A 25,652-nucleotide genomic window follows, 5' to 3' on the forward strand; every position below is an offset into this window, starting at 1 on the left:
AATTTTATCGCTAAAATTATTTTATCTCTATCATCGGCCATCCCGGCCCATGTCGTTTATTTATCACTGCGCTACCGCGCAATAATGAGGTGTGTACTAATGCATACTGAAACAATAGTTCGGCGAGATCCGTACGAAAAACTCAGCCTGAAAGAAAAAATAGGTTACGGCATGGGTGACGCCGGTTCGGGGATGATCTGGAGCGTTCTGGCGCTATATCTGACCTGGTTTTATACCGATGTCTACGGGCTTGATGCCGGGTTAGTCGGCACGCTGTTTCTGGTTATCCGTGTATTTGACGCGTTTAGCGACCCAGCCATGGGCGCTATTTGCGACCGAACCCGAACCCGTTGGGGCAAGTTCCGTCCATGGTTGCTGTGGATGGCGGTGCCGTTCGGCCTGTGTGCCGTCCTGATGTTTACCACCCCAGATTTGAGTATGAACGGTAAAATTATTTACGCCTGGATTACCTATCTGATTATGTCCTTAATTTATACCGCTATTAACATTCCCTATTGCTCGGTAGGCGGCGTGATTACGCTTAACCAAAAGGAACGCATGGGATGTCTGTCCTGGCGTTTTTTCCTGAATGGGTTGGCAACTTTAATTATCTCATCGTCTATTCTGCCATTAACCGATTGGCTGGGTAATGGCGACCGCGCCTCGGGTTTTCAGATGACCATGATGATCATGGGCGGTGCCGCAACCTTAATGTTCCTGTTTTGCTTTTCCAGCATTAAAGAACGCGTAGTTTCCATCAAGGAAAATGAATCGTTAATAAAAGATCTGAAGGATATTGCCAGGAATGATCAGTGGCTGCTGATGATTTCCATCACCTTCCTCAACGTCTTCCCGGCCTTTATTCGCGGCGGCGTCACCATCTATTACGCCACCTACGTGATGAAAGAATCCGTTGGCTTTATTACTTTCTTTATGGCGCTGGGCGTTGCCTGCAATATGTTAGGCAGCGTCATTGCAAAACCGCTGACCGACCGTTTCGATAAGGTGGTGCTGTTCCGCGTTATCAACATTATTCTTGGCCTGCTATCGCTGGCGCTGTGGTTTATCGACCCAACGTCGCTGACGCCGCTGCTGTCACTGTTCATCGTGATTAACATTCTGCATTTAATCCAGTCCGGCCCCATTCTGTGGGCGATGATGTCGGATGTTGACGACTACGGCGACTGGAAATTTGGTAAACGTCTGACGGGGATTTCCTTCGCCGGCAATCTGTTTATGTTGAAGATGGGCTTAGCCGTTGCGGGCGCTATCGTCGCCTGGATCCTGGCCTACACCGGCTACGTTGCCAACAAACCCGAGCAAAATCCGCAAACCATCAACGGCATCATCATGATGTTCTCATTGCTGCCCATGGCCAGCTATTTCATCAGCGCGTTTATGGTGCGCTACTTCAAGCTCAATAACACGTTCCTCGAGAAAATTAAAAGCGACCTCGCGAAACGCGAACTGGAAAAGGGTCGTAACCTACCGCAGGAGTTAAAAGATGTCCCTGTCGTTTGATATTAAAAAAGGCCAGCGTATAGATCTGTGGCTGAAAGAGACACTGCCGACAACGCAGCCGTTATTGGTTATTAACGTGAACGGCACAATGGTGTTTAAAATTCAGGAAGCATCGCGCTACTACCAATATTTTACCTGGACGGCGTGGCAGGATGGCGTCGCCCATCTGGAGTGGCTGTCGGAGCACAGCGAAATATCGCTGTGCTATACCTGGCACCCGGATTCACTCTCGAAAGACGGCGTCTCTTTTATTGCTACACAGGCAGATGACTTCCGCTTACTGAATAACAATGATCTCGCCGCCTGGTATCAGCAGGAGCCGCTGCGCCCGGCGCTACACTTTTCCCCGCGCACCGGCTGGATGAACGATCCTAATGGCCTGCATTACCAAAACGGTGAATGGCATCTGTTCTACCAGTATCATCCGCACTCAACGCAGTGGGGGCCGATGCACTGGAACCATGCCGTTAGCCGCGATCTGTACCACTGGCGGCACTACCCTATTTTTCTCCAGCCAGAGCAAAATTTAACGGCACTGGGCGCGACAGGCGGGGCCTTCTCCGGTAGCGCCTACACCGACAAACAGGGCCAAACTCGTTTCTGGTATACCGAACGCCTCCCGGCTTATGACCTGTATCGTGGCTATCGCGAAGTGCAAAAAATGGCCGTGCCGGGCAAATATAACGATAAGCCCGCAATGGTAAAAACCGTCCTGACCGATCTCCCTCCAGGCGTGGACTGCGACTTCCGCGATCCCAAAGTCTGGTATGAAGAGGCCGATAAGACGTTCTATATGATCCTCGGCGCGTCGGTCAACGGCGATCCCGCCATGCTGTTGTTCCACTCCGATGACAGCGAAAACTGGGCATTCCATCATGTGCTGTACGTCGCCCCCGCCTACTTCCGTGAGAACGGCGGCCGTTGCATTGAGTGCCCCGACTTCTTTTGCCTCGACGGGGTATGGGTGTTGCTCATTGGTGTTGTTGGCTACACGGAACCGACTACAGGACGGCATAATCTGCTGTTTGCGCAAACCGGGGAATTCCGCAACGGCAACTTCATCCCCTCAACGCAGCCGCTGCAAACTCTCGATTTTGGGACGGATTTCTATGCGCTGCAAACCTGGGGTGAGGCTGACCAACGCATCGGCTTTGCCTGGCTGTATAACTGGGCGACGCAGAAAACCGTCGATTCGGCATACTGCGGTGAAATGTCGCTGCCGCGCCGCTTCCATCTGAATAACAAGCAGCAGCTGTGCATGACGCCGGTACGCCCGCCGGAATCACTGGAGATTAGTCAACATACGCTGAAGGACCGTCTCGCCTGGTCTGCCTCCGAAGGCGTTAAGGCCTGCGCGATCGATTTCACCGCCACCGCGCCTTTCTGCCTGACATTGACCGGCGATAGCGGCCAGCAAATTACCCTGGCACATGACGGCACAACCCTGACCCTCAGTGAACAAGGCCAGGACGATGGGCGCTACAGCACGCCGCTGGCCGATGTCGGTGACATTACGTTGTTCTTCGACGCCGGTATTGTTGAAGTCTTTGCTCTACAGGGCAGCGTTTGCGGTACACGCCGCTATTACTCCTGTAGCCATCTGACTCAAGTACAGATAACGGGGGCTCCGGCAACGCTCACACACTATCAGTCAACGTATTCCCAGAAATAATAACGGGTTTTATTTTCGAGAAGGATTTATTTATGACGAGCAATAACCACTACGACGTCACTCAATGGCACGTTGGGAATTCCTATAAAGATATCGGCGAAGTCATCAACAGCATCATTGCAGATATTAAAAGTCGACAAACGGAAACCGATATTAATGATGGCGGCAAACCCGGTGCGGCTATCTATATCCCGCCGGGAGACTATCACCTGACAACCCAGGTATTGATTGATATCAGCTATCTGAAAATTATGGGGGCAGGCCACGGCTTTGTTTCTTCCAGCATTCGTTTTAATACTCCGGCGAATGAATGGGAAAATTTACACGATCTCTGGCCGGGCGGTAGCCGTATTCTGGTCGATCTCGCCCCCCAATCAGGTGATGAGGAATGGGCCGGTGCGGCGTTTTACGTGAAGCGCAGCGGCGCGCCCCGCATTAGCTCGGTGGCCTTTGAAAATTTCTGCATTGATGGCCTGCACTTTGTCGATGATGGGTCGGGCAATAATGACCCCGAGAACACCTACACCAATGGTAAAACAGGAATTTATATCGCCACGGCGCAAGATTCCTTCCGCATCACGGGCATGGGCTTTATCTATCTGGAGCATGGTCTCACCACCTATAATAGCGATGCGATGGCGATTCATAATAACTTTATTGCCGAGTGCGGGAACTGCATTGAGCTACGCGGTGCCGGACAGGCATCGAAAATAACCGATAACCTGATCGGCGCAGGTTATAAAGGTTACTCCATTTACGCACAGAACTTCGGCGGACTGCTGATCGCCACCAACAATATATTCCCCCGCGGTTCAAGCAGCGTGCATTTATCTGGCGTGGTGCGTTCTTCAATCACCAGCAACCGCTTCCATTCGTTCTATCCCGGAATGCTAGTGCTGGAAGAAAATTGCGCTGAAAATCTGGTTTCCGCTAACCATTTCTTACGTGACCACGAGCCCTGGCCGCCGATGCAAGGTTACGACAACGGTTTAGAAGATTCATACGGCTTGCTGCGTATCAACGGTAGCAATAACTCGATAATATCCAACCATATTTCGGAGACTATCGATACGCAGTATCTCAAACCGGCGCAGACAAAACCGGTCATCATTCGCGTCGTTGCCGGGAAAGGAAACTATATTGCCAACAACCATATTGTCGCCACGACCGAAGCATCAACCTCGCAGCCGTCAACCTCAGAAGAAGACGCCTGCTTTGCAGCACAGGTCGAGGCCCTGCTAACCACCGCCAGCCTGAAACCGCTGGATGTTACCGCGGTGCTGGTGGAGCAGACATCTCAGCACAACACGATCCTCGATTCAGGCACCGATTCACAGGTGATGCTGGACAGAACGGCTAACGCCTTCCGGGCTACGCCTACGTTCAACGCGTTGCAGTAGGGAGAGCGCGATGAATCACAACAAGATTGCCTGTATCGGTGAGATGCTCATTGATTTTGTGTGTACCGATATCGGCATTGACCTGAAGAATGGCGAAAACTTTCTAAAAAAAGCCGGCGGCGCACCGGCCAACGTCGCCATTGCCATCAACCGTAGCGGTGGGCAGGCAAAGCTGGCGACGAAAGTGGGTCTCGATCCTTTTGGCGATTTTTTGATGGAGACCCTACGGCCTGACAACATCGATATGTCAGGGCTAGCGCGCAGCATCACGCCCACCACGCTGGCCTTTGTGGCTCTGCAAAGCGACGGCGAGCGCGATTTTACCTTCTGCCGCGGTGCGGACGCCGAACTGGCCTGGCAGGATCTGCCCAATGATTTTCTCGACGATGTCGGCATCGTTCACTTTGGGGCCGCAACCGGGCTGCTGGATGGCGAACTTTATTCCACCTACCAGCGCCTTTTGCAGGAAGCCCGCCAACGAAATATCATCATCTCATTCGACCCCAACTACCGGGATGGACTCTGGGGCGACAATCCACAGGAGTTTATCACGCGTTGTAGACCCTGGTTCCACCAGGCGGATATCGTCAAAGTCAGCGAAGAGGAGCTTGCCTTCCTCACCGGCGAAGAAACGAATAAGAAGGGCTGTGAGCAACTGCACCAGGCGGGCGTCAGCTATGTCACCGTCACCTGCGGACACCGGGGGACATGGCTCAGCCATCGCTCAGGCAGGCAACAGTTGGTTCCGTCTATCGCCATTGCCTCCATTGATTCAACCGGAGCCGGCGACGCTTTTATTGGCGCATTGCTACAGCAAATAGCAAAACCAGATTGTCAGTTTGATAACTACGATCACATGCAGAAAGCCGTTCTCTGGGCCAACGTCTGCGGCGCGCTAACCTGCACCCGCTTTGGCGCGATCGACGCAATACCTCATGCCGCCGAGGTCAACACCTGTCTCGACCGGGAAGCATAAGGCGGACGACGTTGCCGGGCCACGATCGAGTGGCCCGGTCTACCGGGCTTATACGTCCTTAACCCGCGCCGTCATCGCCAGCGTTACCACCGAAATCCCCGCAATCACCCAGTACACCGAGAAGTGGCCAAAGTTTTGCGCCAGCGCGCCCTGAATGATCCCGGCCAGGATCACCCCGGTCGAAATGCTGTTGGTAAACAATGTGGTCGCCGCCCCGGCGCGTCCCGGCATCAGGTCCTGGAACCACAGCATACCAATCCCGGCGACAATGCCGATAAACACGGCGTTAAACAGCTGCAATATCAGCAGCGCGGTATGGCTGTGGAAGAAGATAAGCCCAACGTAGAACAGCACCCCGGCGGCCACTGCAGTGACCATCATCCGACGCTTACCGAAGTGCTTCACGTAGTAGCCCGCAATGATCATCGCCGGAATCTCCAGACCCGCGGCGGTGCCCATCAGGATCCCCGCCAGGCTATCCGGTAGACCAAGATCGCTGCTGATCCACAACGGCATATCGATGATATACATCGTGTTACAGGTCCACATCAGCGTGGAAGCGATAAACAGCATCCGTACGTTGCTGTCTTTCCAGCCGCTAATCTGATTCTGCACCGCATCAGCCGGCTGCTCGACTCGCGCCACCGAGGGTAACGTTAGCGCAATCAGCGTCAGGCTCAGGATAAAAATCCCCGCCGCGATGGCGAACATGGTGGTAAAGCCGTAGTTCAGCGCCAGCATAAACGCCAGCGGCGGGCCAATCACCCACGCCAGCGACAGCTGGGCACGCATCACCGAGCTAAACATCACCACCTCGCGCGCCGAGCTGTCGGCGTACTCACGGGCGAGCGCAAACAGCTGCGGCATCGCGGCGTTGGCGATGGATGCCAGCATCACGCCGCAGGTAATCAGCGTCAGGTAGTGGCGGTTGAAGGCAAACAACAGCGCGTTACCTACCGCCATCAGGCAGCAAAACATGATCAGCTTGCGTCGGTCACCCCGGCTGTCGGATCGCCTGGCCAGCGCCAGGCTGACCGCGATCCCGGCGATCGCGTTAACGGTGTAAAACAGGCCGACCCAGAACGGCTGGACGCCCACTTCACGGCTGAGAAACAGGCTCAGCGTCGGCGCCTGTAGCGCCCCCGCCACGCCCATCATAAATGCCACCAGCATAAAAGCGGCGTACACACCGTTGAGACGTCGTCCCATCGTCATTAACCAGAGCATGTGAAATCCTTTAAGCACGCGAAAGAATAAAAAAAAGCCAGCAGATGATACCTGCTGGCAAATACTCAGTCACACATGATTTGGCGAATTAATGCTCAGAGGCCGATTTCGTAACTTCCCATTGCATCAGAGAGTTCAGCACTTCAAGCCGCTGTGCCGTTGCCTGGCGGGCCAGCCAGGAAACATTTTTGGTCGCTGCGAAATAACGCTGGTAAAACTGATGGATGGTAGACCTCTTCATACACACCTCCTCGCTTCATCGAAATCCATTATTGGCCTAATATAGGGATTAATAAATTGCTGAGTTTTTACCAGGAGTTCCCCTTTTATGCCTTCAGGTCGCTTACAGCAGCAGTTCATCCGTTTATGGCAGTGCTGCGAGGGAAAATCGCAGGAGACGACGCTTAACGATCTGGCGGCGCTACTGAGCTGTTCACGTCGTCATATGCGGACATTACTCAACACCATGGAGGCTCGGGGCTGGCTCACCTGGGAAGCGGAAGCCGGGCGCGGCAAGCGTTCCAGACTCACGTTCCTCTATACCGGGCTGGCGCTTCAGCAGCAGCGCGCGGAGGATCTGCTGGAGCAGGATCGCATCGATCAACTGGTGCAACTGGTCGGCGATAAAGCGGCGGTACGCCAGATGCTGGTCTCGCATCTGGGGCGCAGCTTCCGTCAGGGTCGGCACATTCTGCGGGTGCTCTACTATCGCCCAATGCACAACCTGCTGCCTGGCACCGCGCTTCGCCGCTCGGAAACCCACATTGCCCGGCAGATTTTCAACGCCTTAACGCGGGTAAATGAGGCAAATGGGGAACTGGAAGCCGATATTGCTCACCATTGGCAGGAAATTTCCCCCTTACACTGGCGTTTTTATTTGCGTCCCGGCATCCATTTCCATCATGGGCGCGAACTGGAGATGGAAGACGTTATTGCCTCACTGGAGCGCAGCATGACGCTGCCGCTGTTCTCCAACATCACGCAGATCCACTCTCCTACCGCCTGGGTGCTGGACGTGCATCTGACCGAGCCTGACCGCTGGCTGCCGTGGCTGCTGAGCCAGGTGTCGGCGATGATTCTGCCGCGCGAATGGCAAACGCTGCCTAATTTCTCGCGGATGCCGGTAGGGACCGGCCCCTACTCGGTCGCGCGCAATAACCTTAACCAACTGAAGATCCTCGCCTTTGATGACTATTTCGGTTTCCGGGCGTTGATTGACGAGGTTAACGTGTGGGTGCTGCCAGAAATCAGCGAAGCGCCAAACGGTGGCCTGACGCTTGAAGGCTCTACCGAAAGTGAAAAAGCCGTCGAAAGCCGGCTGGAAGAAGGGTGCTATTACCTGCTGTTCGATGCGCGGAGCACATTGGGCCGTAACCCAACGGTACGCCAGTGGCTGAGCCACCTGTTTCATCCCAACAACCTGCTCTACCGCGCGGGCGAGCAGCATCAGAGCCACTGGTTTCCCGCCTACGGCCTGCTGCCGCGCTGGCACCATGCGCGCAGCCGCGCCTGCGACAAACCGGCCGGGCTGGAGTCCGTCACCCTCACCTATTATCGGGATCACGTCGAGCACCGGACCATCGGCCAGATTATGGAAACGCTGCTGGCAGAACATCAGGTCAAGCTCAACATTCAGGAAGTGGACTACGACGAATGGCATCGCGGCGAGGTGGTCAGCGATATCTGGCTTAACAGCGCCAACTTTACGCTGCCGCTCGATTTTTCACTGTTCGCCTATCTGTATGAAGTGCCGATGATTCGCCATTGTATCCCCATTGACTGGGAACAGGACGCGCGGCGCTGGCGCGCGGGCAACCTGCAACAGGCCGACTGGTGCCAGCAGTTGCTCGCTAATCAGTCGGTGGTGCCGCTGATTCATCACTGGCTGATGCTCCAGGGGCAGCGCAGTATGCGCGGCGTACGGATGAATACGCTGGGCTGGTTTGACTTTAAATCCGCCTGGTTTGCACCGCCGGAACCGTAGGGCTTTTGATTTATTCACGTAATCATTACAATGTGCCGTTCTCAACGGGGTGCTGTGCGTCGTGCGCGGCTGAGAGAGACCCGTCGAACCTGATCCGGATAATCCCGGCGAAGGGATTTGAGGCTAACTCAAAATCCTTTGCCACCCATTTACTGAGGTGCAAAGTGCTCAAGAAATTACTCCCCCTGCTGGTGCTGGTTACCGCGCCCGCGTTCGCGAAACCCGTGCTGACGGTCTATACCTACGACTCCTTTTCTGCCGATTGGGGCCCAGGCCCGGCGGTGAAAAAAGCGTTCGAAGCCGACTGCGACTGCGAGTTGAAATTCGTGGCGCTGGAAGATGGCGTCTCGCTGCTCAACCGTCTGCGCATGGAAGGGAAAAACAGTAAAGCGGACGTCGTGCTGGGGCTGGATAACAACCTGCTGCAGGCCGCGACCGATACCAAACTGTTCGCCAAAAGTAACGTTCCGGCCAGCGCCGTCAACGTGCCGGGCGGCTGGAACAACGACACCTTTGTGCCATTCGACTATGGCTACTTCGCTTTTGTCTACGATAAAAACAAGCTGAAAAACCCGCCGAAAAGCCTGAAAGAGCTGGTTGAGAGCGAGCAGAAATGGCGCGTTATCTACCAGGATCCGCGCACCAGCACGCCAGGCTTAGGCCTGCTGCTGTGGATGCAAAAAGTGTACGGCGATAAAGCGCCGGAAGCCTGGCAGAAACTGGCGGCGAAGACCGTCACCGTTACCAAAGGCTGGAGCGAAGCCTACGGCCTGTTCCTGAAAGGGGAAGGCGACCTGGTGCTGAGCTATACCACCTCCCCGGCCTATCACATCATTGAAGAGAAGAAAGACAACTACGCGGCGGCGCCGTTTGCCGAAGGCCACTACCTGCAAGTCGAAGTGGCGGCAAAAACCGCGGCCAGCAAGCAGCAAAAACTGGCGGACAAATTCCTGCAATTTATGGTCTCTCCAGCTTTCCAGAACGCTATCCCGACCGGCAACTGGATGTATCCGGTAACCCAGGTTGCGCTGCCGGAAGGCTTTAACAGCCTGGTGAAACCGCAGACCTCGCTTGAGTTCACGCCGCAGCAGGTCGCCAGCGAACGTCAAAACTGGATTAATACATGGCTCCGCGCCGCCAGCCGCTAATTCCGGGTTGGCTCTACCCAGGGCTTACGGCCACCACATTGATGGTGGCCGTCGCTCTGGCGGCTTTTCTGGCGCTGTGGCTAAACGCCCCCGAAACGTCGTGGTCAACGCTGCTCGGCGATAGCTATCTGTGGCACGTGGTGCGCTTCTCCTTCTGGCAGGCGTTTCTCTCTGCGCTGTTATCGGTGCTGCCCGCCATTTTCCTTGCCCGCGCGCTCTATCGACGCCGTTTCCCCGGCCGTCAGCTGTTGCTGCGCCTGTGCGCGATGACCCTCATCCTGCCGGTGCTGGTCGCCGTCTTCGGCATTCTGACCGTCTATGGCCGTCAGGGATGGCTGGCGCAACTGTATGCCTGGCTCGGCTGGCAGTGGAATTTCTCCCCCTACGGCCTGCAGGGCATTCTTCTGGCGCACGTCTTTTTCAACATGCCGATGGCGACCCGTCTGCTGCTGCAAGCGCTGGAGCAAATCCCCGGCGAGCAGCGCCAGCTTGCCGCTCAGCTTGGAATGCGCGGCTACCCGTTCTTCCGCTACGTGGAATGGCCCTGGATGCGGCGACAGATTCTGCCCATCGCCACGCTGATTTTTATGCTCTGCTTCGCCAGCTTCGCCACCGTGCTGTCGCTGGGCGGCGGGCCTTCCGCCACCACCATTGAGCTGGCGATCTACCAGGCGCTGAACTTTGATTACGATCCGGCGCGAGCGGCAATGCTGGCGTTGATTCAGATGACCTGCTGTCTGGCGCTGGTGCTGCTTAGCCAGCGTATGAGCCGGGCCATTGCGGTGGGCAATAGCCAGATTCAAGGCTGGCGTGACCCGGACGATCGCTGGCATAGCCGCATCGCCGATGGTGTACTCATCTTCCTGACCCTGCTGTTACTGCTGCCGCCGCTACTGGCGGTGGTGGTGGATGGCATTCACCCGTCGATGCTCTCCGTCTTTAGCCAGCCGATTTTATGGCAGGCGCTGGGCACGTCGCTGCGTATTGCTCTCGCCGCAGGTCTGCTTAGCGTGACGCTCACCATGATGCTGCTGTGGAGCAGTCGCGAGCTGCGGGCGCGTAACCAGCCGCTGGCCGGTCAGACGATGGAACTGAGCGGGATGCTGATTCTCGCGATGCCGGGCATCGTGCTGGCCACCGGCTTCTTCCTGCTGCTTAATAACACCATCGGCCTGCCCGACTCCGCCGACGGGATTGTCATCTTCACCAACGCGCTGATGGCGGTACCCTACGCGCTGAAGGTGCTGGAAACGCCGATGCGCGACATCACTGCACGCTACAGCATTCTCTGCGAGTCGCTGGGGCTTAGCGGGTTTACTCGCCTGCGGGTAATTGAATTACGCGCGCTCAAAAGACCGCTGGCGCAAGCGCTGGCGTTTGCCTGCGTGCTGTCGATCGGCGATTTCGGCGTGGTGGCGTTATTCGGCAACGAGAATTTCCGCACGCTGCCGTTTTATCTTTACCAGCAGATTGGCGCCTACCGCAGTCAGGACGGCGCGGTGACGGCGCTGATACTGTTACTGCTCTGCTTCCTGCTCTTTACCGTGATTGAAAAGTTACCCGGACGCCATGCTAAAACTGAATGATGTGACCTGGCTGTATCAGCACCTGCCGATGCGCTTTAGCGCCACGATTGCCCAGGGCGAGAAAATTGCGGTGCTCGGCCCAAGCGGCGCGGGGAAATCGACGCTGCTCAATCTGATCGCTGGATTTCTGACGCCCGCCAGCGGCACCATCATGCTGGAAGGCCGCGTCCATACGCATACGCCGCCGTCCCAGCGACCGGTGTCGATGCTGTTTCAGGAAAATAATCTCTTCAGCCACCTGACGGTGCGCCAGAACATCAGCCTGGGGATGAGCCCGCGCCTCAAGCTCACCGACGATCAGCAACGCAGGCTACAGGTCATCGCCGGACAAATGGGGATTGAATCAATGCTGGAAAGGCTACCGGGCGAGCTTTCCGGCGGCCAGCGCCAACGCGCCGCGCTGGCCCGTTGCCTGGTGCGGCAGCAACCCATTCTGCTACTGGACGAACCCTTTTCCGCGCTCGATCCGGCGCTACGTCAGGAGATGCTGCAATTAGTCGACGACGTGTGTCAGCGCCAGAATCTGACGCTGCTGATGGTGTCGCACAGCGTTGAAGACGCGGCGCGAATTGCGGCGCGGGCAATGGTGGTGGCGGAAGGGCGAATCGCCTGGGATGGTAAGACCGAAGCGCTGCTGAGCGGTAAGGCCAGCGCTTCGGCATTGTTAGGTATCGCTGAGTGAGGGATTGCCGGATGGCGGCTACGCCTTATCCGGCCTACAAATGGGTACGCACGTAGCCGCCATCAGGCACGTTACAGCCCGACCACCTTACGCAAAATCTCGATATACACCGGCATCAGCGGATGACGAATCACGCTGACCAGCGCCACCACGCCAACGCCCAGAATCAGCGGCGCCAGAATCAGTAAACGCTGACGCGTCAGCACGTTGCTGAGACGGTCGTGATTCTCCTTTGCGCTACGCCACAGTCGCCAGCACAGCCACGCGCCGAGCCACAACAGCAACGCCGCCGCCAGCAGCAGCCACTTAAAGCTGGCGCTATTTTCATCGGCGGGAATATCAATCGCCGCGCCGGCGAGGATCCCCGGAAGGAAATAGAGCGGCGGCCACAGCAGGCAACCAATGATATTCGGGGGAATAAACCGGGCAATCGGCAGATCGAGCATGCCCGCCACCATGGGCACCACGGGGCGAGTGGGCCCAATAAAGCGGCCAACCAGAATCGTAAACATACTGTGCTGATGCAGCGCGTATTCGGTTTTATCGAGCAGCGCTTTGTTTTTCTTCATAAACGACCAGCGGTGCAGCGGCTTTTTAAAGCGCCAACCCAGCCAGAAGGAGATCCAATCACCCAGCAGGCAGCCCACGATCCCCGCCAGCCACGCCTGCCAGAAGTTCACCTCGCCGCCGCCAATAAGCGCGCCCAGGCCTGCCATCATCACGGTGCCCGGCAAAATCAGCCCCACTAACGCCAGTGATTCCAGAAACGCCACCAGCGCCACCGCAATCAGCGAGTAGGTCGTGGACTGCGTAATAAAGTGTTCCAGCAATGCTTGCATAGTGTGCCCGGTTTGAAAACGAAGCAGGGATTCTCCAGAGCCCCCTCTGCATCGTCAAGCCATCAATTGTCTAAATAGTTTACTGGCAAAGACAAAAGCCGACACAGTGCATTTCCTTTTCTTTACTTTTTATTCACAGCCGGCGCGGAATTCGCTGGGGCTGGCGCCGGTACATTTTTTAAAGACCCGGGAGAAATAGAGCTGATCTTCAAAGCCGACATTGCGCCCGACGCTGGCAATCGGCATGCGCGTGGTGCTCAGCAGCAGCTTGGCCTGGCTGATGCGCTGATCTTCACGCCAGCTCAGCACGCTAACGCCCAGTTGCTGGCGGAAAAGATGCGACAGCCTTGATGGCGACAGGCAGACGTGCTGGGCCACACTGGCAATATCAAACTGACTATCGGCAAGATGATCGCTGATGTACTGGCAGGCATCGCGTACGCGGTTATCCATGGGCGGATGCAGCGATTCGTTGATCGCCTCCATGCGCCGCAGCAGCAGTTGCTCAAGCAGGTTGATGGCCAGCAGTTCGGAATAGCGCCCTACGCCCTGTCCGGCGTCGATAATTTTACCGAACAGCTCGGAAATTTCGCTCTGGTGCGCTTCATCCGGGCGATAAAAACCGGTTTGCGCCACGATGGCGGGCCAGTTTAGCCACTCGTGCCAGTAGGCGCGCGGGCGGAAATAGACCCACTGGTGATACCACTCGCTGGCGTCCGGGTGGCGGCCATAGTGGTGAATTTCGCCCGGCGGGAACAGCAGCATGTCACCCTGGCGGCAGACAAACTGCTTGCCCTGGTTTTCAATCACCCCTTCACCGCGCACCGTCAGGTTCAGAATAAACCCCTTCATGCCCAGCGGTCGGTCGATGAAAAAGTCCAGGTAACCACCGGCTTCAATCGGCGTTAACCCCGCCACCAGATGGGCGTTAAAGGAATAACCAGGCAGCAGGGGATCGTTTTGCATTTCAGCCATTTCTGCACGCTCTCACTGATATTTAAAGAAACCAATTATCCATATTCGGCTTTTTATCGGCACGGCCGCCGCGCTCAATGAATAACAGAACCGACGCGGCTGTCAACCCTGTTATTTCAAAGCACTTAGAGAATAAAGCCGCAAGAGAAGCCGGCTCATAACCACAACTGAAGTGTCTATAAAGACGACAGAAAAGTCCACATTGATTATTTGCACGGCGTCACACTTTGTGAAGTCACAGCAAGATCATCCATAAGATTAGCGGTTCCAGCCTGACGTTTTTTTGCGGGGATATCTACTGTTTCACTATCACGTTTTCATTGAGATGGAGTAACACGATGGCAATCGCAATTGGCCTCGATTTTGGCAGTGACTCAGTCCGCGCCCTGGCAGTAGATTGCGCGACGGGGGAAGAAATCGCGACCAGCGTTGAGTGGTATCCGCGCTGGCAGGAAGGGCGTTTCTGCGACGCGCCGAACAACCGTTTCCGCCACCACCCGCGCGACTATATTGAATCCATGGAAGCGGCGCTGAAGGGCGTGCTGGCCGAACTCTCCAGCGCACAGCGCGCGGACGTGGTCGGCATCGGCGTCGACAGCACCGGCTCCACCCCGGCGCCGATTGACGCCGACGGCAACGTGCTGGCGCTGAAAGAGGCGTTCGCCGACAACCCGAACGCCATGTTCGTCCTGTGGAAAGATCACACCGCAGTAGAAGAGGCAGAGGCCATCACGCGCCTGTGCCACCAGCCGGGCAAAGAAGATTACTCTCGCTATATTGGCGGTATTTACTCCAGCGAATGGTTCTGGGCCAAGATTCTTCATGTCACTCGCGAAGACCCCGCCGTGGCGCAAGCCGCAGCATCGTGGATTGAGCTGTGCGACTGGGTTCCCGCGCTGCTTTCCGGCACCACCCGTCCGCAGGATATCCGCCGCGGTCGCTGCAGCGCCGGGCATAAATCGCTGTGGCACGAAAGCTGGGGCGGCCTGCCGCCGGCGTCGTTCTTCGACGAACTGGATCCCATTATCAACCAACATCTGCCCTGCCCGCTGTTTAACGAAACCTGGACTGCCGACGTGCCGGTCGGCACGCTAACCGCCGAATGGGCGGAGCGCCTGGGGCTTTCTACCCAAGTCGCTATTTCCGGCGGCGCATTCGACTGTCATATGGGCGCGGTTGGCGCAGGCGCACAGCCTAATGCGCTGGTGAAAGTCATTGGCACTTCAACCTGCGACATTCTGATTGCTGATAAACAGAGCGTTGGCAGCCGTACCGTGAAAGGTATCTGCGGCCAGGTTGACGGTAGCGTAGTGCCGGACTTTATCGGTATGGAGGCAGGTCAATCCGCATTCGGCGACATCTATGCCTGGTTTGGTCGCGTACTTGGCTGGCCGCTGGAGCAGCTTGCCGCACAGCACCCGGAGCTGAAAGAGCAGATCAAAGCCAGCCAGAAACAGCTGTTACCTGCATTGACCGAAGCCTGGGCCGCTAACCCGTCGCTCGACCATCTCCCGGTGGTGCTCGACTGGTTTAATGGTCGCCGCACCCCGAACGCGAATCAGCGCCTGAAAGGGGTCATTACTGATTTAAACCTCGCCACCGACGCTCCGGCACTGTTTGGCGGGCTGATTGCCGCCACCGCCTTTGGCGCGCGCGCCATCATGGAGTGCTTCACCGACCAGGGTATTGCAGTGAACAACGTCATGGCGCTGGGCGGCATCGCGCGTAAAAACCGCGTCATCATGCAGGCCTGCTGCGACGTGCTGAACCGTCCGCTGCAAATCGTCGCCTCCGACCAGTGCTGCGCGCTGGGTGCCGCTATCTTCGCCGCGGTGGCCGCCGGCGTTTACGCCGATATCCCGATCGCGCAGGGCAAAATGGCCAGCCGCGTAGAACATACCTTACAGCCACGCCCGGCGCAGGCTGCACGCTTTGAAGAACTCTATCAGCGCTACCAGCAATGGGCCGAAAGCGCTGAACACCATTATCTCCCTGCTGCTTCGTCGGAAAAAACCGCCGCTACCCGCGCAGCCCTGACTCATTAAAGGATACGAACATGACCGTTTTTGATAATTATGAAGTGTGGTTTGTCATTGGTAGCCAGCACCTGTATGGGCCGGAAACGCTGCGTCAGGTGACGCAAAACGCGGAGCACGTGGTCAATGCCTTAAACGCCGAAGGGAAACTACCGTGCAAACTGGTGCTGAAGCCGCTGGGTACCCGCCCGGACGAAATCACCGCCATCTGCCGCGACGCGAACTACGACCAGAAATGTGCTGGTCTGGTCGTCTGGCTGCACACCTTCTCTCCGGCGAAGATGTGGATCAATGGCCTCGCTATCCTCAATAAACCGCTGCTGCAATTCCATACCCAGTTCAACGCGGCGCTGCCGTGGGACAGCATCGATATGGACTTTATGAACCTGAACCAGACCGCACACGGCGGCCGCGAGTTCGGTTTCATCGGCGCACGCATGCGTCAGCAGCACAGCGTGGTTACCGGCCACTGGCAGGACAAACATGCGCAAGAGCGCATTGGCTCATGGATGCGCCAGGCGGTCTCTAAGATTGATACTCGTCAGCTGAAAGTGTGCCGCTTTGGCGACAACATGCGTGAAGTGGCGGTCACCGACGGCGATAAAGTCGCGGCGCAGATCAAGTTCGGTTTCTCCGTGAACACCTGGGCGGTGGGCGACCTGGTGCAGGTCGTCAACGCAGTTACCGACGGTGAAATCAGCGCGCTGATCGACGAATACGAAAGCAGCTACCGCTTTACTCCAGCTACCCAGATTCACGGCGACAAGCGCCAGAACGTGCTGGACGCCGCACGCATCGAGCTGGGCATGAAGCGCTTCCTCGAAGAAGGCGGCTTCCACGCCTTCACCACCACCTTTGAAGATTTGCACGGCCTGAAACAGCTCCCGGGCCTCGCCGTGCAGCGCCTGATGCAGCAAGGCTATGGCTTTGCGGGCGAAGGCGACTGGAAAACCGCCGCCCTGCTTCGCATTATGAAAGTGATGTCGACCGGTCTACAGGGCGGCACCTCATTTATGGAAGACTACACCTACCACTTTAACGGCGGTAACGACCTGGTGCTCGGCTCACACATGCTGGAAGTGTGCCCGTCTATCGCGGTGGAAGAGAAACCGCTGCTCGACGTCCAGCACCTCGGCATCGGCGGCAAGGCCGATCCGGCGCGTCTGATTTTCAACACCCAAACCGGCCCGGCGATCGTCGCCAGCATGATCGATCTCGGCGATCGCTATCGCCTGCTGGTTAACACCATTGAAACCGTGAAAACCCCGCACGATCTGCCGAAGCTGCCGGTAGCGAACGCCCTGTGGAAAGCGCATCCAAACCTCGAAACCGCGTCTGAAGCGTGGATCGTTGCGGGCGGTGCGCACCACACCGTGTTCAGCCACGCGCTGACGCTAGACGATATGCGCCAGTTCGCCGAGCTGCATGATATCGAAATTGCGGTGATCGACAACGACACCCGCATGCCGGCCTTTAAAGACGCGCTGCGCTGGAACGAAGTGTATTACGGGTCCAAACGTTAAGCCGCTTTCCCCCTCACCCTAACCCTCTCCCAACGGGAGAGGGGACCGATCGAGCGAGAACTCCGCCCTTCCCCCTCACTAACGGGGAGAGGGAACCAATCGGGCACAGACTCCGCCCTTCCCCCTCTCCCTATGGGAGAGGGTCGGGGTGAGGGAAATTCAGACTCGGAGCAAAACATGTTAGAAGAACTCAAACGCCAGGTCCTGAACGCTAATCTGGCGCTGCCAAAACACAATCTGGTCACCCTCACCTGGGGCAACGTCAGTGCCGTCGACCGCGAGCGTGGCCTGCTGGTGATTAAGCCGTCCGGCGTTGATTACGGCGTGATGACCGCCGAAGATATGGTGGTGGTCAGCCTGGAAACCGGAGAAGTGGTGGAAGGCAACAAAAAGCCATCCTCCGATACACCGACTCATCGCCTGCTGTATCAGGCGTTTCCAACGCTCGGTGGCATCGTGCACACCCACTCGCGTCACGCCACCATCTGGGCGCAGGCCGGGCAGCCAATTCCGGCGACAGGGACCACCCACGCCGACTATTTTTACGGCCCGGTGCCCTGCACTCGCCTGATGACCGATGAGGAAATCAACGGCGACTACGAATGGGAAACGGGCGCGGTCATTGTCGAAACCTTCCGTGATAACGGCATTGATCCGGCGCAAATGCCCGGCGTACTGGTCCACTCCCATGGCCCGTTCGCGTGGGGGAAAAACGCCGAAGACGCGGTGCATAACGCCATCGTGCTGGAAGAGATCGCCTATATGGGCATCTTCTGCCGCCAGTTGGCGCCGCAGTTACCGGAGATGCAGCAGACGCTGCTGGATAAGCACTATCTGCGCAAGCACGGCGCGAAAGCGTATTACGGGCAGTAGCCTGGACGAGGCGCAGCCTACTCCGGAATCCCCCGGCGACACCTGTATAAAACACCAGCTTCTTTATCTAAACCAAGCTATACTCAAGCCTGGTTTTTTGTTGATGAGAGCACGCGTGACGCAGCCACAAGCTGGTTTTTTACTCACCCGCCACTGGCGGGATACGCCGCAGGGCACTGAACTGGCTTTCTGGCTGGCGACCGACGACGGCCCGCTACAGGTCACCCTGCCGCCGCAGGAATCTGTTGCATTTATCCCTGAATCTCAGCGTACGCAGGTTGAACGCCTGCTGCACAGCGAAAACGGGGTACGTCTGGCACCGCTCGCCCTCAAAGACTTCCATCGCCAGCCGGTTTTCGGCCTGTACTGCCGCGCCCATCGCCAGCTCATGCGGCTGGAAAAAGTGCTCCGCGAGAACGGCATCACCGTCTACGAAGCCGATATCCGCCCGCCGGAGCGCTATCTGATGGAGCGCTTTATCACCGCGCCGGTGTGGGTTGAAGGCGAAAAATCGGCAACCGGGCTGCGTAACGCACGCATGAAGCCACACCCCGAGTACCGCCCGCCGCTGAAATGGGTGTCGCTGGATATCGAAACCAGCCGCCACGGCGAACTGTACTGCATCGGGCTGGAAGGCTGCGGGCAACGCACCGTCTACATGCTCGGCAGCCCGCCCGCGCAGCCGCCACAGGTCGATTTCCATCTCGAATATGTCGCCAGCCGCCCGCTGCTGTTGGAAAAACTCAACGCCTGGTTTGCCGAACATGACCCGGACGTGCTGATTGGCTGGAACGTCGTGCAGTTCGACCTGCGCGTACTGCAAAAAAGCGCCGAACGCTACAAAGTGCCGCTATTGCTCGGGCGCGGCGGCAGCGAACTGGAGTGGCGTGAACACGGCTTTAAGAACGGCGTATTCTTCGCTCAGGCTGCCGGGCGGCTGATTATCGACGGCATCGAGGCGCTGAAATCCGCCTTCTGGAACTTCACCTCGTTTTCGCTGGAGAACGTCGCCCGCGAGCTGCTGGGCGAAGGCAAGGCGATAGATAACCCATGGGACCGAATGGACGAAATTGACCGCCGTTTCGCCGAAGATAAGCCCGCACTGGCGACCTATAACCTCAAAGACTGCGAGCTGGTGACGCGCATCTTCCGCCAAACCGAGATCATGCCTTTTTTACTGGAGCGCGCCACGGTCAACGGCCTGGCGGTCGATCGGCACGGCGGTTCGGTCGCGGCTTTCAGCCACCTCTATTTTCCGCGGATGCATCGCCTCGGCTACGTCGCGCCGAATCTCGGCGAAGTGCCGCCGCAGGCCAGTCCCGGCGGTTATGTCATGGACTCCCGCCCCGGCTTGTACGACTCGGTACTGGTCCTCGACTACAAAAGCCTGTACCCGTCGATCATCCGCTCTTTCCTGATCGATCCGGTTGGGCTGATTGAAGGGATGGCGCACCCCGATGCGGCGCACAGTACCGAAGGTTTTCTGGATGCCTGGTTTTCGCGTGACAAACATTGTCTGCCAGGGATCGTCAGCCAGATCTGGCACGCCCGTGATGAAGCCAAACAGCAGAAAAATAAGCCGCTTTCTCAGGCGCTAAAGATCATTATGAACGCCTTCTATGGCGTGCTGGGCACCAGCGCTTGCCGCTTTTTCGATCCGCGCCTGGCGTCATCTATCACCATGCGCGGCCACGCGATCATGCGCCAGACCAGGGCGCTGATTGAGTCACAGGGCTATGACGTGATTTACGGCGATACCGACTCCACCTTCGTCTGGCTCAAACGCGCCCACGGCGAGGAAGAAGCGGCGAAAATTGGCCGCTCGCTGGTGAATTTTGTGAACCAATGGTGGGCCGACGAGCTGCAAAAAAGCGGGCTGACCAGCGCGCTGGAACTGGAGTTTGAAACCCACTTTTGCCGTTTCCTGATGCCGACCATTCGCGGTGCCGATACCGGCAGCAAGAAACGCTATGCCGGGATGATTCAGGACGGCGACAAGCAGCGGATGATGTATAAGGGGCTGGAGACCGTGCGCACCGACTGGACACCGCTGGCGCAGCAGTTCCAGCAGGCGCTGTATCTGCGCATCTTCCGCAACGAACCGTACCGGGATTTCATCCTCGAAACCATTGATAAGCTGATGAACGGCGAGCTGGATGACCAGTTAGTCTACCGCAAGCAGCTGCGGCGTCCGCTTGCAGACTATCAGCGAAACGTGCCGCCGCATGTCCGCGCCGCGCGCCTTGCTGATGAACAGAACGTGCGGTTAGGACGTCCGCAGCAGTACCAGCAGCGCGGTAGCATCCGCTACGTCTGGACCACCAACGGCCCGGAGCCACTGGACTACCAGCAGTCGCCGCTCGACTATGACCACTATCTCACCAAACAATTAGCCCCCGTCGCCGAAGGAATTCTCCCCTTTATTGACGACGATTTTGCTACAATAGTGACGGGGCAACTGGGGTTGTTTTGACAGGTGACTAACGTCCCGCCATCCAGTACCATAGCGCCCTTTCCATTCCTGGACCAAATTCACTCGCCGCCTCCTTTCAGGTGGTGGCTGAATATTGCCTGCAATTTATTAAAGATAGAGCCGAACATATATGCCTTTTACACTTGGTCAACGCTGGATCAGCGATACAGAAAGCGAACTGGGACTTGGTACTGTTGTTGCAATGGATGCACGCACCGTCACCCTGCTCTTTCCGGCAACCGGAGAGAACCGTCTGTATGCCCGTAGTGACTCCCCCGTGACCCGCGTAATGTTCAACCCCGGCGACACGATCACAAGCCATGAAGGCTGGCAGTTGCTCGTTGATGAAGTTAAAGAAGAAAATGGCCTGCTGGCATATATCGGCACCCGCCTGGATACCGAAGAAACCAACGTGATGCTGCGCGAAGTGCTGCTCGACAGCAAACTGGTGTTCAGCAAGCCGCAAGACCGTCTCTTTGCCGGGCAAATTGACCGTATGGACCGATTTGCGCTGCGCTACCGCGCGCGTAAATACCAGAGCGAGCAATACCGCATGCCGTGGAGTGGCCTGCGCGGCCAGCGCACCAGCTTGATCCCACATCAGCTCAACATCGCCCATGACGTGGGCCGTCGCCATGCGCCGCGCGTCCTGCTGGCAGACGAAGTGGGCTTAGGGAAAACCATTGAAGCCGGGATGATCCTGCACCAGCAGTTGCTCTCCGGCGCCGCTCAGCGCGTGCTGATTATTGTTCCGGAAACCCTGCAACATCAGTGGCTGGTTGAAATGCTGCGCCGCTTCAACCTGCGCTTCGCGCTGTTCGACGACGAGCGCTATGCCGAAGCCCAGCACGATGCCTACAACCCGTTTGAAACCGAACAGCTGGTGATCTGCTCGCTGGACTTCGTGCGCCGCAACAAACAGCGCCTGGAGCATCTGTGCGACGCCGAGTGGGACCTGATGGTCGTCGACGAAGCGCACCACCTGGTGTGGAGCGAAGACGCGCCAAGTCGCGAATATCTGGCCATTGAAGAGCTGGCCGAGCGTGTACCGGGGGTCCTGCTGCTGACCGCAACGCCGGAACAACTCGGAATGGAAAGCCACTTTGCCCGTCTGCGCCTGCTGGACCCGAACCGCTTCCACGATTTTGAGCAGTTTGTCGAAGAACAGAAAAACTACCGTCCAGTGGCTGACGCCGTGGCGCTGCTGCTGGCGGGGAATAAGCTCAGCAACGACGAGCTGAACATGCTCGGCGAGCTGATTGGCGAGCAGGATATCGAAGCGCTGCTGCAAACTGCCAACAGCGATCGCGAAGGCTCCGAGGCTGCGCGCCAGGAACTGATCAGCATGCTGATGGACCGCCACGGCACCAGCCGCGTGCTGTTCCGTAACACCCGTAACGGCGTGAAAGGCTTCCCGAAACGCGAGCTGCACACCATCAAACTGCCGCTGCCGGCGCAGTACCAGACGGCAATTAAGGTTTCCGGCATTATGGGCGCCCGCAAAAGCGCCGAAGAGCGCGCGCGCGACATGCTCTACCCGGAGCAGATTTATCAGGAATTTGAAGGCGATACCGGCACCTGGTGGAACTTCGACCCGCGCGTTGAGTGGCTGATGGGCTACCTGACCAGCCATCGCTCCCAGAAGGTTTTGGTTATCTGCGCCAAAGCGGCCACCGCGCTCCAGCTGGAGCAGGTGCTGCGCGAGCGTGAAGGCATCCGCGCCGCCGTGTTCCACGAAGGCATGTCGATTATCGAACGCGACCGTGCCGCCGCCTGGTTTGGCGAAGAAGACAGCGGCGCGCAGGTGCTGCTGTGCTCGGAAATCGGCTCTGAAGGCCGTAACTTCCAGTTCGCCAGCAACCTGGTGATGTTCGACCTGCCGTTCAACCCGGACCTGCTGGAGCAGCGTATTGGCCGTCTGGACCGTATCGGCCAGGCGCACGATATTCAGATCCACGTACCTTATTTAGAGAAAACCGCGCAGTCCGTGCTGGTGCGCTGGTACCACGAAGGTCTGGACGCCTTTGAACATACCTGCCCAACCGGTCGTACTATCTATGACAGCGTGCACGACCAGCTGATCACCTATCTGGCCGCGCCGGAAACCACCGAAGGCTTCGACGAGCTGATTAAATCCAGCCGCGAGCAGCACGATGCGCTGAAGGCACAGCTCGAACAGGGCCGCGACCGTCTGCTGGAGATCCATTCCAACGGCGGCGAAAAAGCGCAGAAGCTGGCAGAAAGCATTGAAGAGCAGGATGACGACACCAACCTGATCGCCTTCGCGATGAACCTGTTCGATATCGTCGGCATTAACCAGGACGACCGCGGCGAGAACCTGATCGTCCTGACGCCGTCCGACCACATGCTGGTGCCGGACTTCCCGGGCCTGCCGGAAGACGGCTGCACGGTCACTTTCGAACGAGACATCGCCCTGTCGCGCGAAGACGCGCAGTTCCTGACCTGGGAACATCCGCTGATTCACAACGGGCTGGATCTGATCCTCTCCGGCGACACCGGCAGCAGTACCCTTTCGCTGCTGAAAAACAAAGCGCTGCCGGTCGGCACGCTGCTGCTGGAGCTGATCTACGTGGTGGAAGCTCAGGCGCCGAAGCAGCTGCAGCTCAACCGCTTCCTGCCGCCGACGCCGGTGCGTATGCTGCTCGACAAAAATGGCACCAACCTCGCCGCGCAGGTCGAGTTTGAAACCTTCAACCGTCAGCTCAGCGCGGTGAATCGCCATACCGGCAGCAAGCTGGTGAACGCGGTGCAGCAGGATGTGCACACAATCCTGCAAAAAGGCGAAGCGCAGATTGAGAAAGCCGCGCAGGCGCTGATTGCCGCCGCGCGTGAAGAGGCGGACGAGAAACTCAGCGCCGAGCTGTCGCGTCTGGAAGCCCTGAAGGCGGTGAACCCAAACATCCGCGACGATGAGCTTTCGGCAATTGAAAGCAACCGTCAGCAGGTGATGGAAAGCCTGTCCCAGGCAGGATGGCGTCTGGACGCGCTGCGTCTTATCGTCGTCACTCACCAGTAACCGGAGCCGTTATGGGAATGGAAAACTACCATCCGCCGCAGGACCCGTGGCTGGTTATTCTCTATCAGGATGAGCACATTATGGTGGTCAACAAGCCGAGCGGCTTGTTGTCCGTCCCGGGCCGTCTTGAGGAGCATAAAGACAGCATCATGACCCGCGTGCAGCGCGATTATCCCCAGGCGGAGTCCGTACACCGTCTGGATATGGCGACCAGCGGTGTGATCGTAGTGGCCCTGACCAAAGCTGCGGAACGGGAGCTTAAGCGCCAGTTCCGCGAGCGCGAGCCGAAAAAGCAGTACGTGGCGCGCGTGTGGGGACATCCGCAACCGCAGGAAGGTCTGGTGGACTTACCGCTGATTTGCGACTGGCCGAACCGGCCAAAGCAGAAAGTGTGCTATGAAACCGGCAAGGCGGCGCAAACGGAATATGAAGTGCTGGAGTATGCGGCGGATAACACCGCGCGGGTGAAGCTCAAACCGATTACCGGGCGCTCTCACCAGTTGCGTGTGCACATGCTGGCGCTGGGCCACCCGATTCTCGGCGATCGCTTCTACGCCCACGACGAGGCACTGGCGATGGCGCCGCGGTTGCAGCTGCACGCCGAGACGTTAACCATTACGCATCCAAAGTTTGGCAATAGCATGACGTTTAAGGCGCCAGTGGATTTTTAGACCGCGCCTGTTTTACCTCTCCCCTCATGGGAGAGGTAACCGTTCGCATGCGCTTCAGGTTTCGGTTTTCTCCCTTGCCCCTTTGGGGACAGGGCCGGGCGCTTACTTAAACCCTTTCTGCTCTTTAATCAGCTCGTACGCCTTCTGAATTTCCTGCGCCTTCTGCTTGGCCATCTCCATCATCTCCGGCGGCAGCCCTTTCGCCACCAGCTTATCCGGGTGATGTTCGCTCATCAGCTTACGATAGGCGCGCTTGATGGTCGTGGCATCGTCGCTCGGCTTCACGCCCAGTACGTTGCAGGCATCCTCCAGCGTCGGCCCGCGCTGCGTCTGCTGCCAGCCGCCACCCTGACCGCCCTGAGAGTGCTGATGATAGCCACCGCCAAACTGCGCGCCGCCCTGCATCATACGCAGGAACTGGTCAAACTGGTCACGGGAGATACCCAGCTCTTCGGCAATGATGTACAGCACGTCGCGCTCGTTCGGGTGCAGCGATCCGTCGGCAAACGCCGCCTGAATCTGGATTTCAAGAAACATCCGAATCAGATCGAAACGCCCGAAGCACACGCTACGGAATTGACGCATCTTTTCGCGCAGCGGGTAATTATCCGACTTACCGACGCGAAACGCCTGCTGCGCCGCCGTACGCGACTCACCGTGCAGATTCATGCGGTCCATAAACAGACTCGCAATATGAATATCCGCCTCCGTCACGCGCCCTTTCGATTTGGTCAGGTGCCCCATCACTTCAAACGTGGTCGCAAAAAACAGCGACTGACGCTGCTGTTGGTTAGCAAACCAGTTCACGCGACGGCTGCGCGCCTTATCAAACATGTGGCCCACGAGCAGCCCGAGGACTACGCCCCAGAAGCCGCCGCCCATCATCAGGGCAACCGCCACACCAATCACTTTTCCCCAATACTGCATATACTCCCCAAATCGTCATGCCAGCGGCTAAAATATGCATTATCATACCTGTCATTCAATGCCGTGCATAACACCTCTGGCGAGAACGGGCAGGATAAAACT

19 protein-coding genes and 1 riboswitch are annotated in these 25,652 nt (G+C 57.5%); of the genes, 14 read left to right on the forward strand and 5 right to left on the reverse strand.

The features are described from left to right. Positions 1 to 99 precede the first annotated feature (99 nt). Genes GY169_RS19675 through GY169_RS19690 form a run of 4 tightly spaced genes read left to right on the forward strand, consistent with a single transcriptional unit; the run spans position 100 to position 5,569 of the window. The gene (locus tag GY169_RS19675) at positions 100 to 1,521 is read left to right on the forward strand and encodes a glycoside-pentoside-hexuronide (GPH):cation symporter (RefSeq protein WP_163448257.1); all 1,422 of its coding nucleotides are present in this window, start codon (positions 100 to 102) and stop codon (positions 1,519 to 1,521) included. Continuing rightward, complete coding sequence (locus tag GY169_RS19680) at positions 1,505 to 3,193, forward strand: glycoside hydrolase family 32 protein (RefSeq protein WP_167576801.1); 1,689 nt, start codon at positions 1,505 to 1,507, stop codon at positions 3,191 to 3,193. Before GY169_RS19675 ends, GY169_RS19680 begins: the two co-directional genes overlap by 17 nt. Positions 3,194 to 3,225: 32 nt before the next feature. Continuing rightward, positions 3,226 to 4,593 (forward strand): NosD domain-containing protein, encoded by a 1,368-nt coding sequence (locus GY169_RS19685; protein ID WP_167576803.1) that lies wholly within the window; start codon positions 3,226 to 3,228, stop codon positions 4,591 to 4,593. A 10-nt stretch (positions 4,594 to 4,603) separates the two neighbouring features. Continuing rightward, entirely contained in the window at positions 4,604 to 5,569 is a 966-nt protein-coding gene (locus GY169_RS19690; RefSeq protein ID WP_167576806.1) for a carbohydrate kinase family protein, read from the forward strand. Between the two features lie 48 nt (positions 5,570 to 5,617). Here the strand turns inward: GY169_RS19690 and GY169_RS19695 are convergent, their stop codons facing one another. Together GY169_RS19695 and sgrT are read right to left on the reverse strand one after the other, a co-directional pair. After that, positions 5,618 to 6,796, reverse strand: a complete 1,179-nt coding sequence (locus GY169_RS19695; protein WP_167576808.1) for a sugar efflux transporter — start codon at positions 6,794 to 6,796, stop codon at positions 5,618 to 5,620. 88 nt (positions 6,797 to 6,884) lie between these two features. Continuing rightward, complete coding sequence (gene sgrT, locus GY169_RS19700) at positions 6,885 to 7,037, reverse strand: glucose uptake inhibitor SgrT (protein ID WP_074398820.1); 153 nt, start codon at positions 7,035 to 7,037, stop codon at positions 6,885 to 6,887. Between the two features lie 87 nt (positions 7,038 to 7,124). Here sgrT and sgrR point away from each other — a divergent pair, with 87 nt between their 5' ends. From sgrR to thiQ, 4 genes are all read left to right on the forward strand, one after another. Beyond that, a complete protein-coding gene (gene sgrR / locus GY169_RS19705) occupies positions 7,125 to 8,780 on the forward strand; it encodes an HTH-type transcriptional regulator SgrR (RefSeq protein ID WP_167576810.1) in 1,656 nt (551 codons plus the stop codon). A 35-nt stretch (positions 8,781 to 8,815) separates the two neighbouring features. After that, a riboswitch (TPP riboswitch) is annotated at positions 8,816 to 8,914 on the forward strand. Positions 8,915 to 8,944: 30 nt separating this feature from the next. Continuing rightward, entirely contained in the window at positions 8,945 to 9,928 is a 984-nt protein-coding gene (thiB, locus tag GY169_RS19710; RefSeq protein ID WP_167576812.1) for a thiamine ABC transporter substrate binding subunit, read from the forward strand. Continuing rightward, the gene (gene thiP / locus GY169_RS19715) at positions 9,904 to 11,514 is read left to right on the forward strand and encodes a thiamine/thiamine pyrophosphate ABC transporter permease ThiP (protein ID WP_167576815.1); all 1,611 of its coding nucleotides are present in this window, start codon (positions 9,904 to 9,906) and stop codon (positions 11,512 to 11,514) included. The genes thiB and thiP overlap by 25 nt, the downstream gene beginning before the upstream one ends. Then, positions 11,498 to 12,196, forward strand: a complete 699-nt coding sequence (gene thiQ, locus GY169_RS19720) for a thiamine ABC transporter ATP-binding protein ThiQ (protein ID WP_163448249.1) — start codon at positions 11,498 to 11,500, stop codon at positions 12,194 to 12,196. The genes thiP and thiQ overlap by 17 nt, the downstream gene beginning before the upstream one ends. Before the next feature lie 71 nt (positions 12,197 to 12,267). Here the strand turns inward: thiQ and GY169_RS19725 are convergent, their stop codons facing one another. Together GY169_RS19725 and araC are read right to left on the reverse strand one after the other, a co-directional pair. Then, positions 12,268 to 13,035 carry a DedA family protein gene (locus GY169_RS19725; protein ID WP_163448248.1) on the reverse strand — a complete coding sequence of 256 codons (768 nt, stop codon included), beginning with the start codon at positions 13,033 to 13,035 and terminating at the stop codon, positions 12,268 to 12,270. A gap of 129 nt (positions 13,036 to 13,164) precedes the next feature. Next, positions 13,165 to 14,010: an arabinose operon transcriptional regulator AraC gene (gene araC, locus GY169_RS19730; protein ID WP_163448247.1), complete on the reverse strand. Its 846-nt coding sequence runs from the start codon at positions 14,008 to 14,010 to the stop codon at positions 13,165 to 13,167. A gap of 338 nt (positions 14,011 to 14,348) precedes the next feature. Here araC and araB point away from each other — a divergent pair, with 338 nt between their 5' ends. The 6 genes from araB to rluA all read left to right on the forward strand — a co-directional run bounded on the left by araB (position 14,349) and on the right by rluA (position 24,623). Beyond that, the gene (gene araB / locus GY169_RS19735) at positions 14,349 to 16,055 is read left to right on the forward strand and encodes a ribulokinase (RefSeq protein ID WP_167576817.1); all 1,707 of its coding nucleotides are present in this window, start codon (positions 14,349 to 14,351) and stop codon (positions 16,053 to 16,055) included. An 11-nt stretch (positions 16,056 to 16,066) separates the two neighbouring features. Then, a complete protein-coding gene (gene araA / locus GY169_RS19740) occupies positions 16,067 to 17,569 on the forward strand; it encodes an L-arabinose isomerase (RefSeq protein WP_167576819.1) in 1,503 nt (500 codons plus the stop codon). Positions 17,570 to 17,746: 177 nt separating this feature from the next. Next, positions 17,747 to 18,442, forward strand: a complete 696-nt coding sequence (araD, locus tag GY169_RS19745) for an L-ribulose-5-phosphate 4-epimerase (protein WP_167576821.1) — start codon at positions 17,747 to 17,749, stop codon at positions 18,440 to 18,442. Positions 18,443 to 18,545: 103 nt separating this feature from the next. Beyond that, positions 18,546 to 20,915 (forward strand): DNA polymerase II, encoded by a 2,370-nt coding sequence (polB, locus tag GY169_RS19750; protein ID WP_167577346.1) that lies wholly within the window; start codon positions 18,546 to 18,548, stop codon positions 20,913 to 20,915. Between the two features lie 130 nt (positions 20,916 to 21,045). Continuing rightward, positions 21,046 to 23,952: an RNA polymerase-associated protein RapA gene (rapA, locus tag GY169_RS19755; protein ID WP_163448243.1), complete on the forward strand. Its 2,907-nt coding sequence runs from the start codon at positions 21,046 to 21,048 to the stop codon at positions 23,950 to 23,952. Positions 23,953 to 23,963: 11 nt separating this feature from the next. Then, positions 23,964 to 24,623, forward strand: a complete 660-nt coding sequence (gene rluA / locus GY169_RS19760; RefSeq protein WP_163448242.1) for a bifunctional tRNA pseudouridine(32) synthase/23S rRNA pseudouridine(746) synthase RluA — start codon at positions 23,964 to 23,966, stop codon at positions 24,621 to 24,623. Positions 24,624 to 24,725: 102 nt separating this feature from the next. Here rluA and djlA read toward each other — a convergent pair whose 3' ends face one another. After that, positions 24,726 to 25,550, reverse strand: a complete 825-nt coding sequence (gene djlA, locus GY169_RS19765) for a co-chaperone DjlA (protein ID WP_167576823.1) — start codon at positions 25,548 to 25,550, stop codon at positions 24,726 to 24,728. Between the last annotated feature and the right edge of the window lie 102 nt (positions 25,551 to 25,652).

The organism is Kluyvera genomosp. 3, from assembly GCF_011765685.1.
In the GTDB taxonomy this organism is placed as follows: Bacteria; Pseudomonadota; Gammaproteobacteria; order Enterobacterales; family Enterobacteriaceae; genus Kluyvera; species Kluyvera georgiana_A.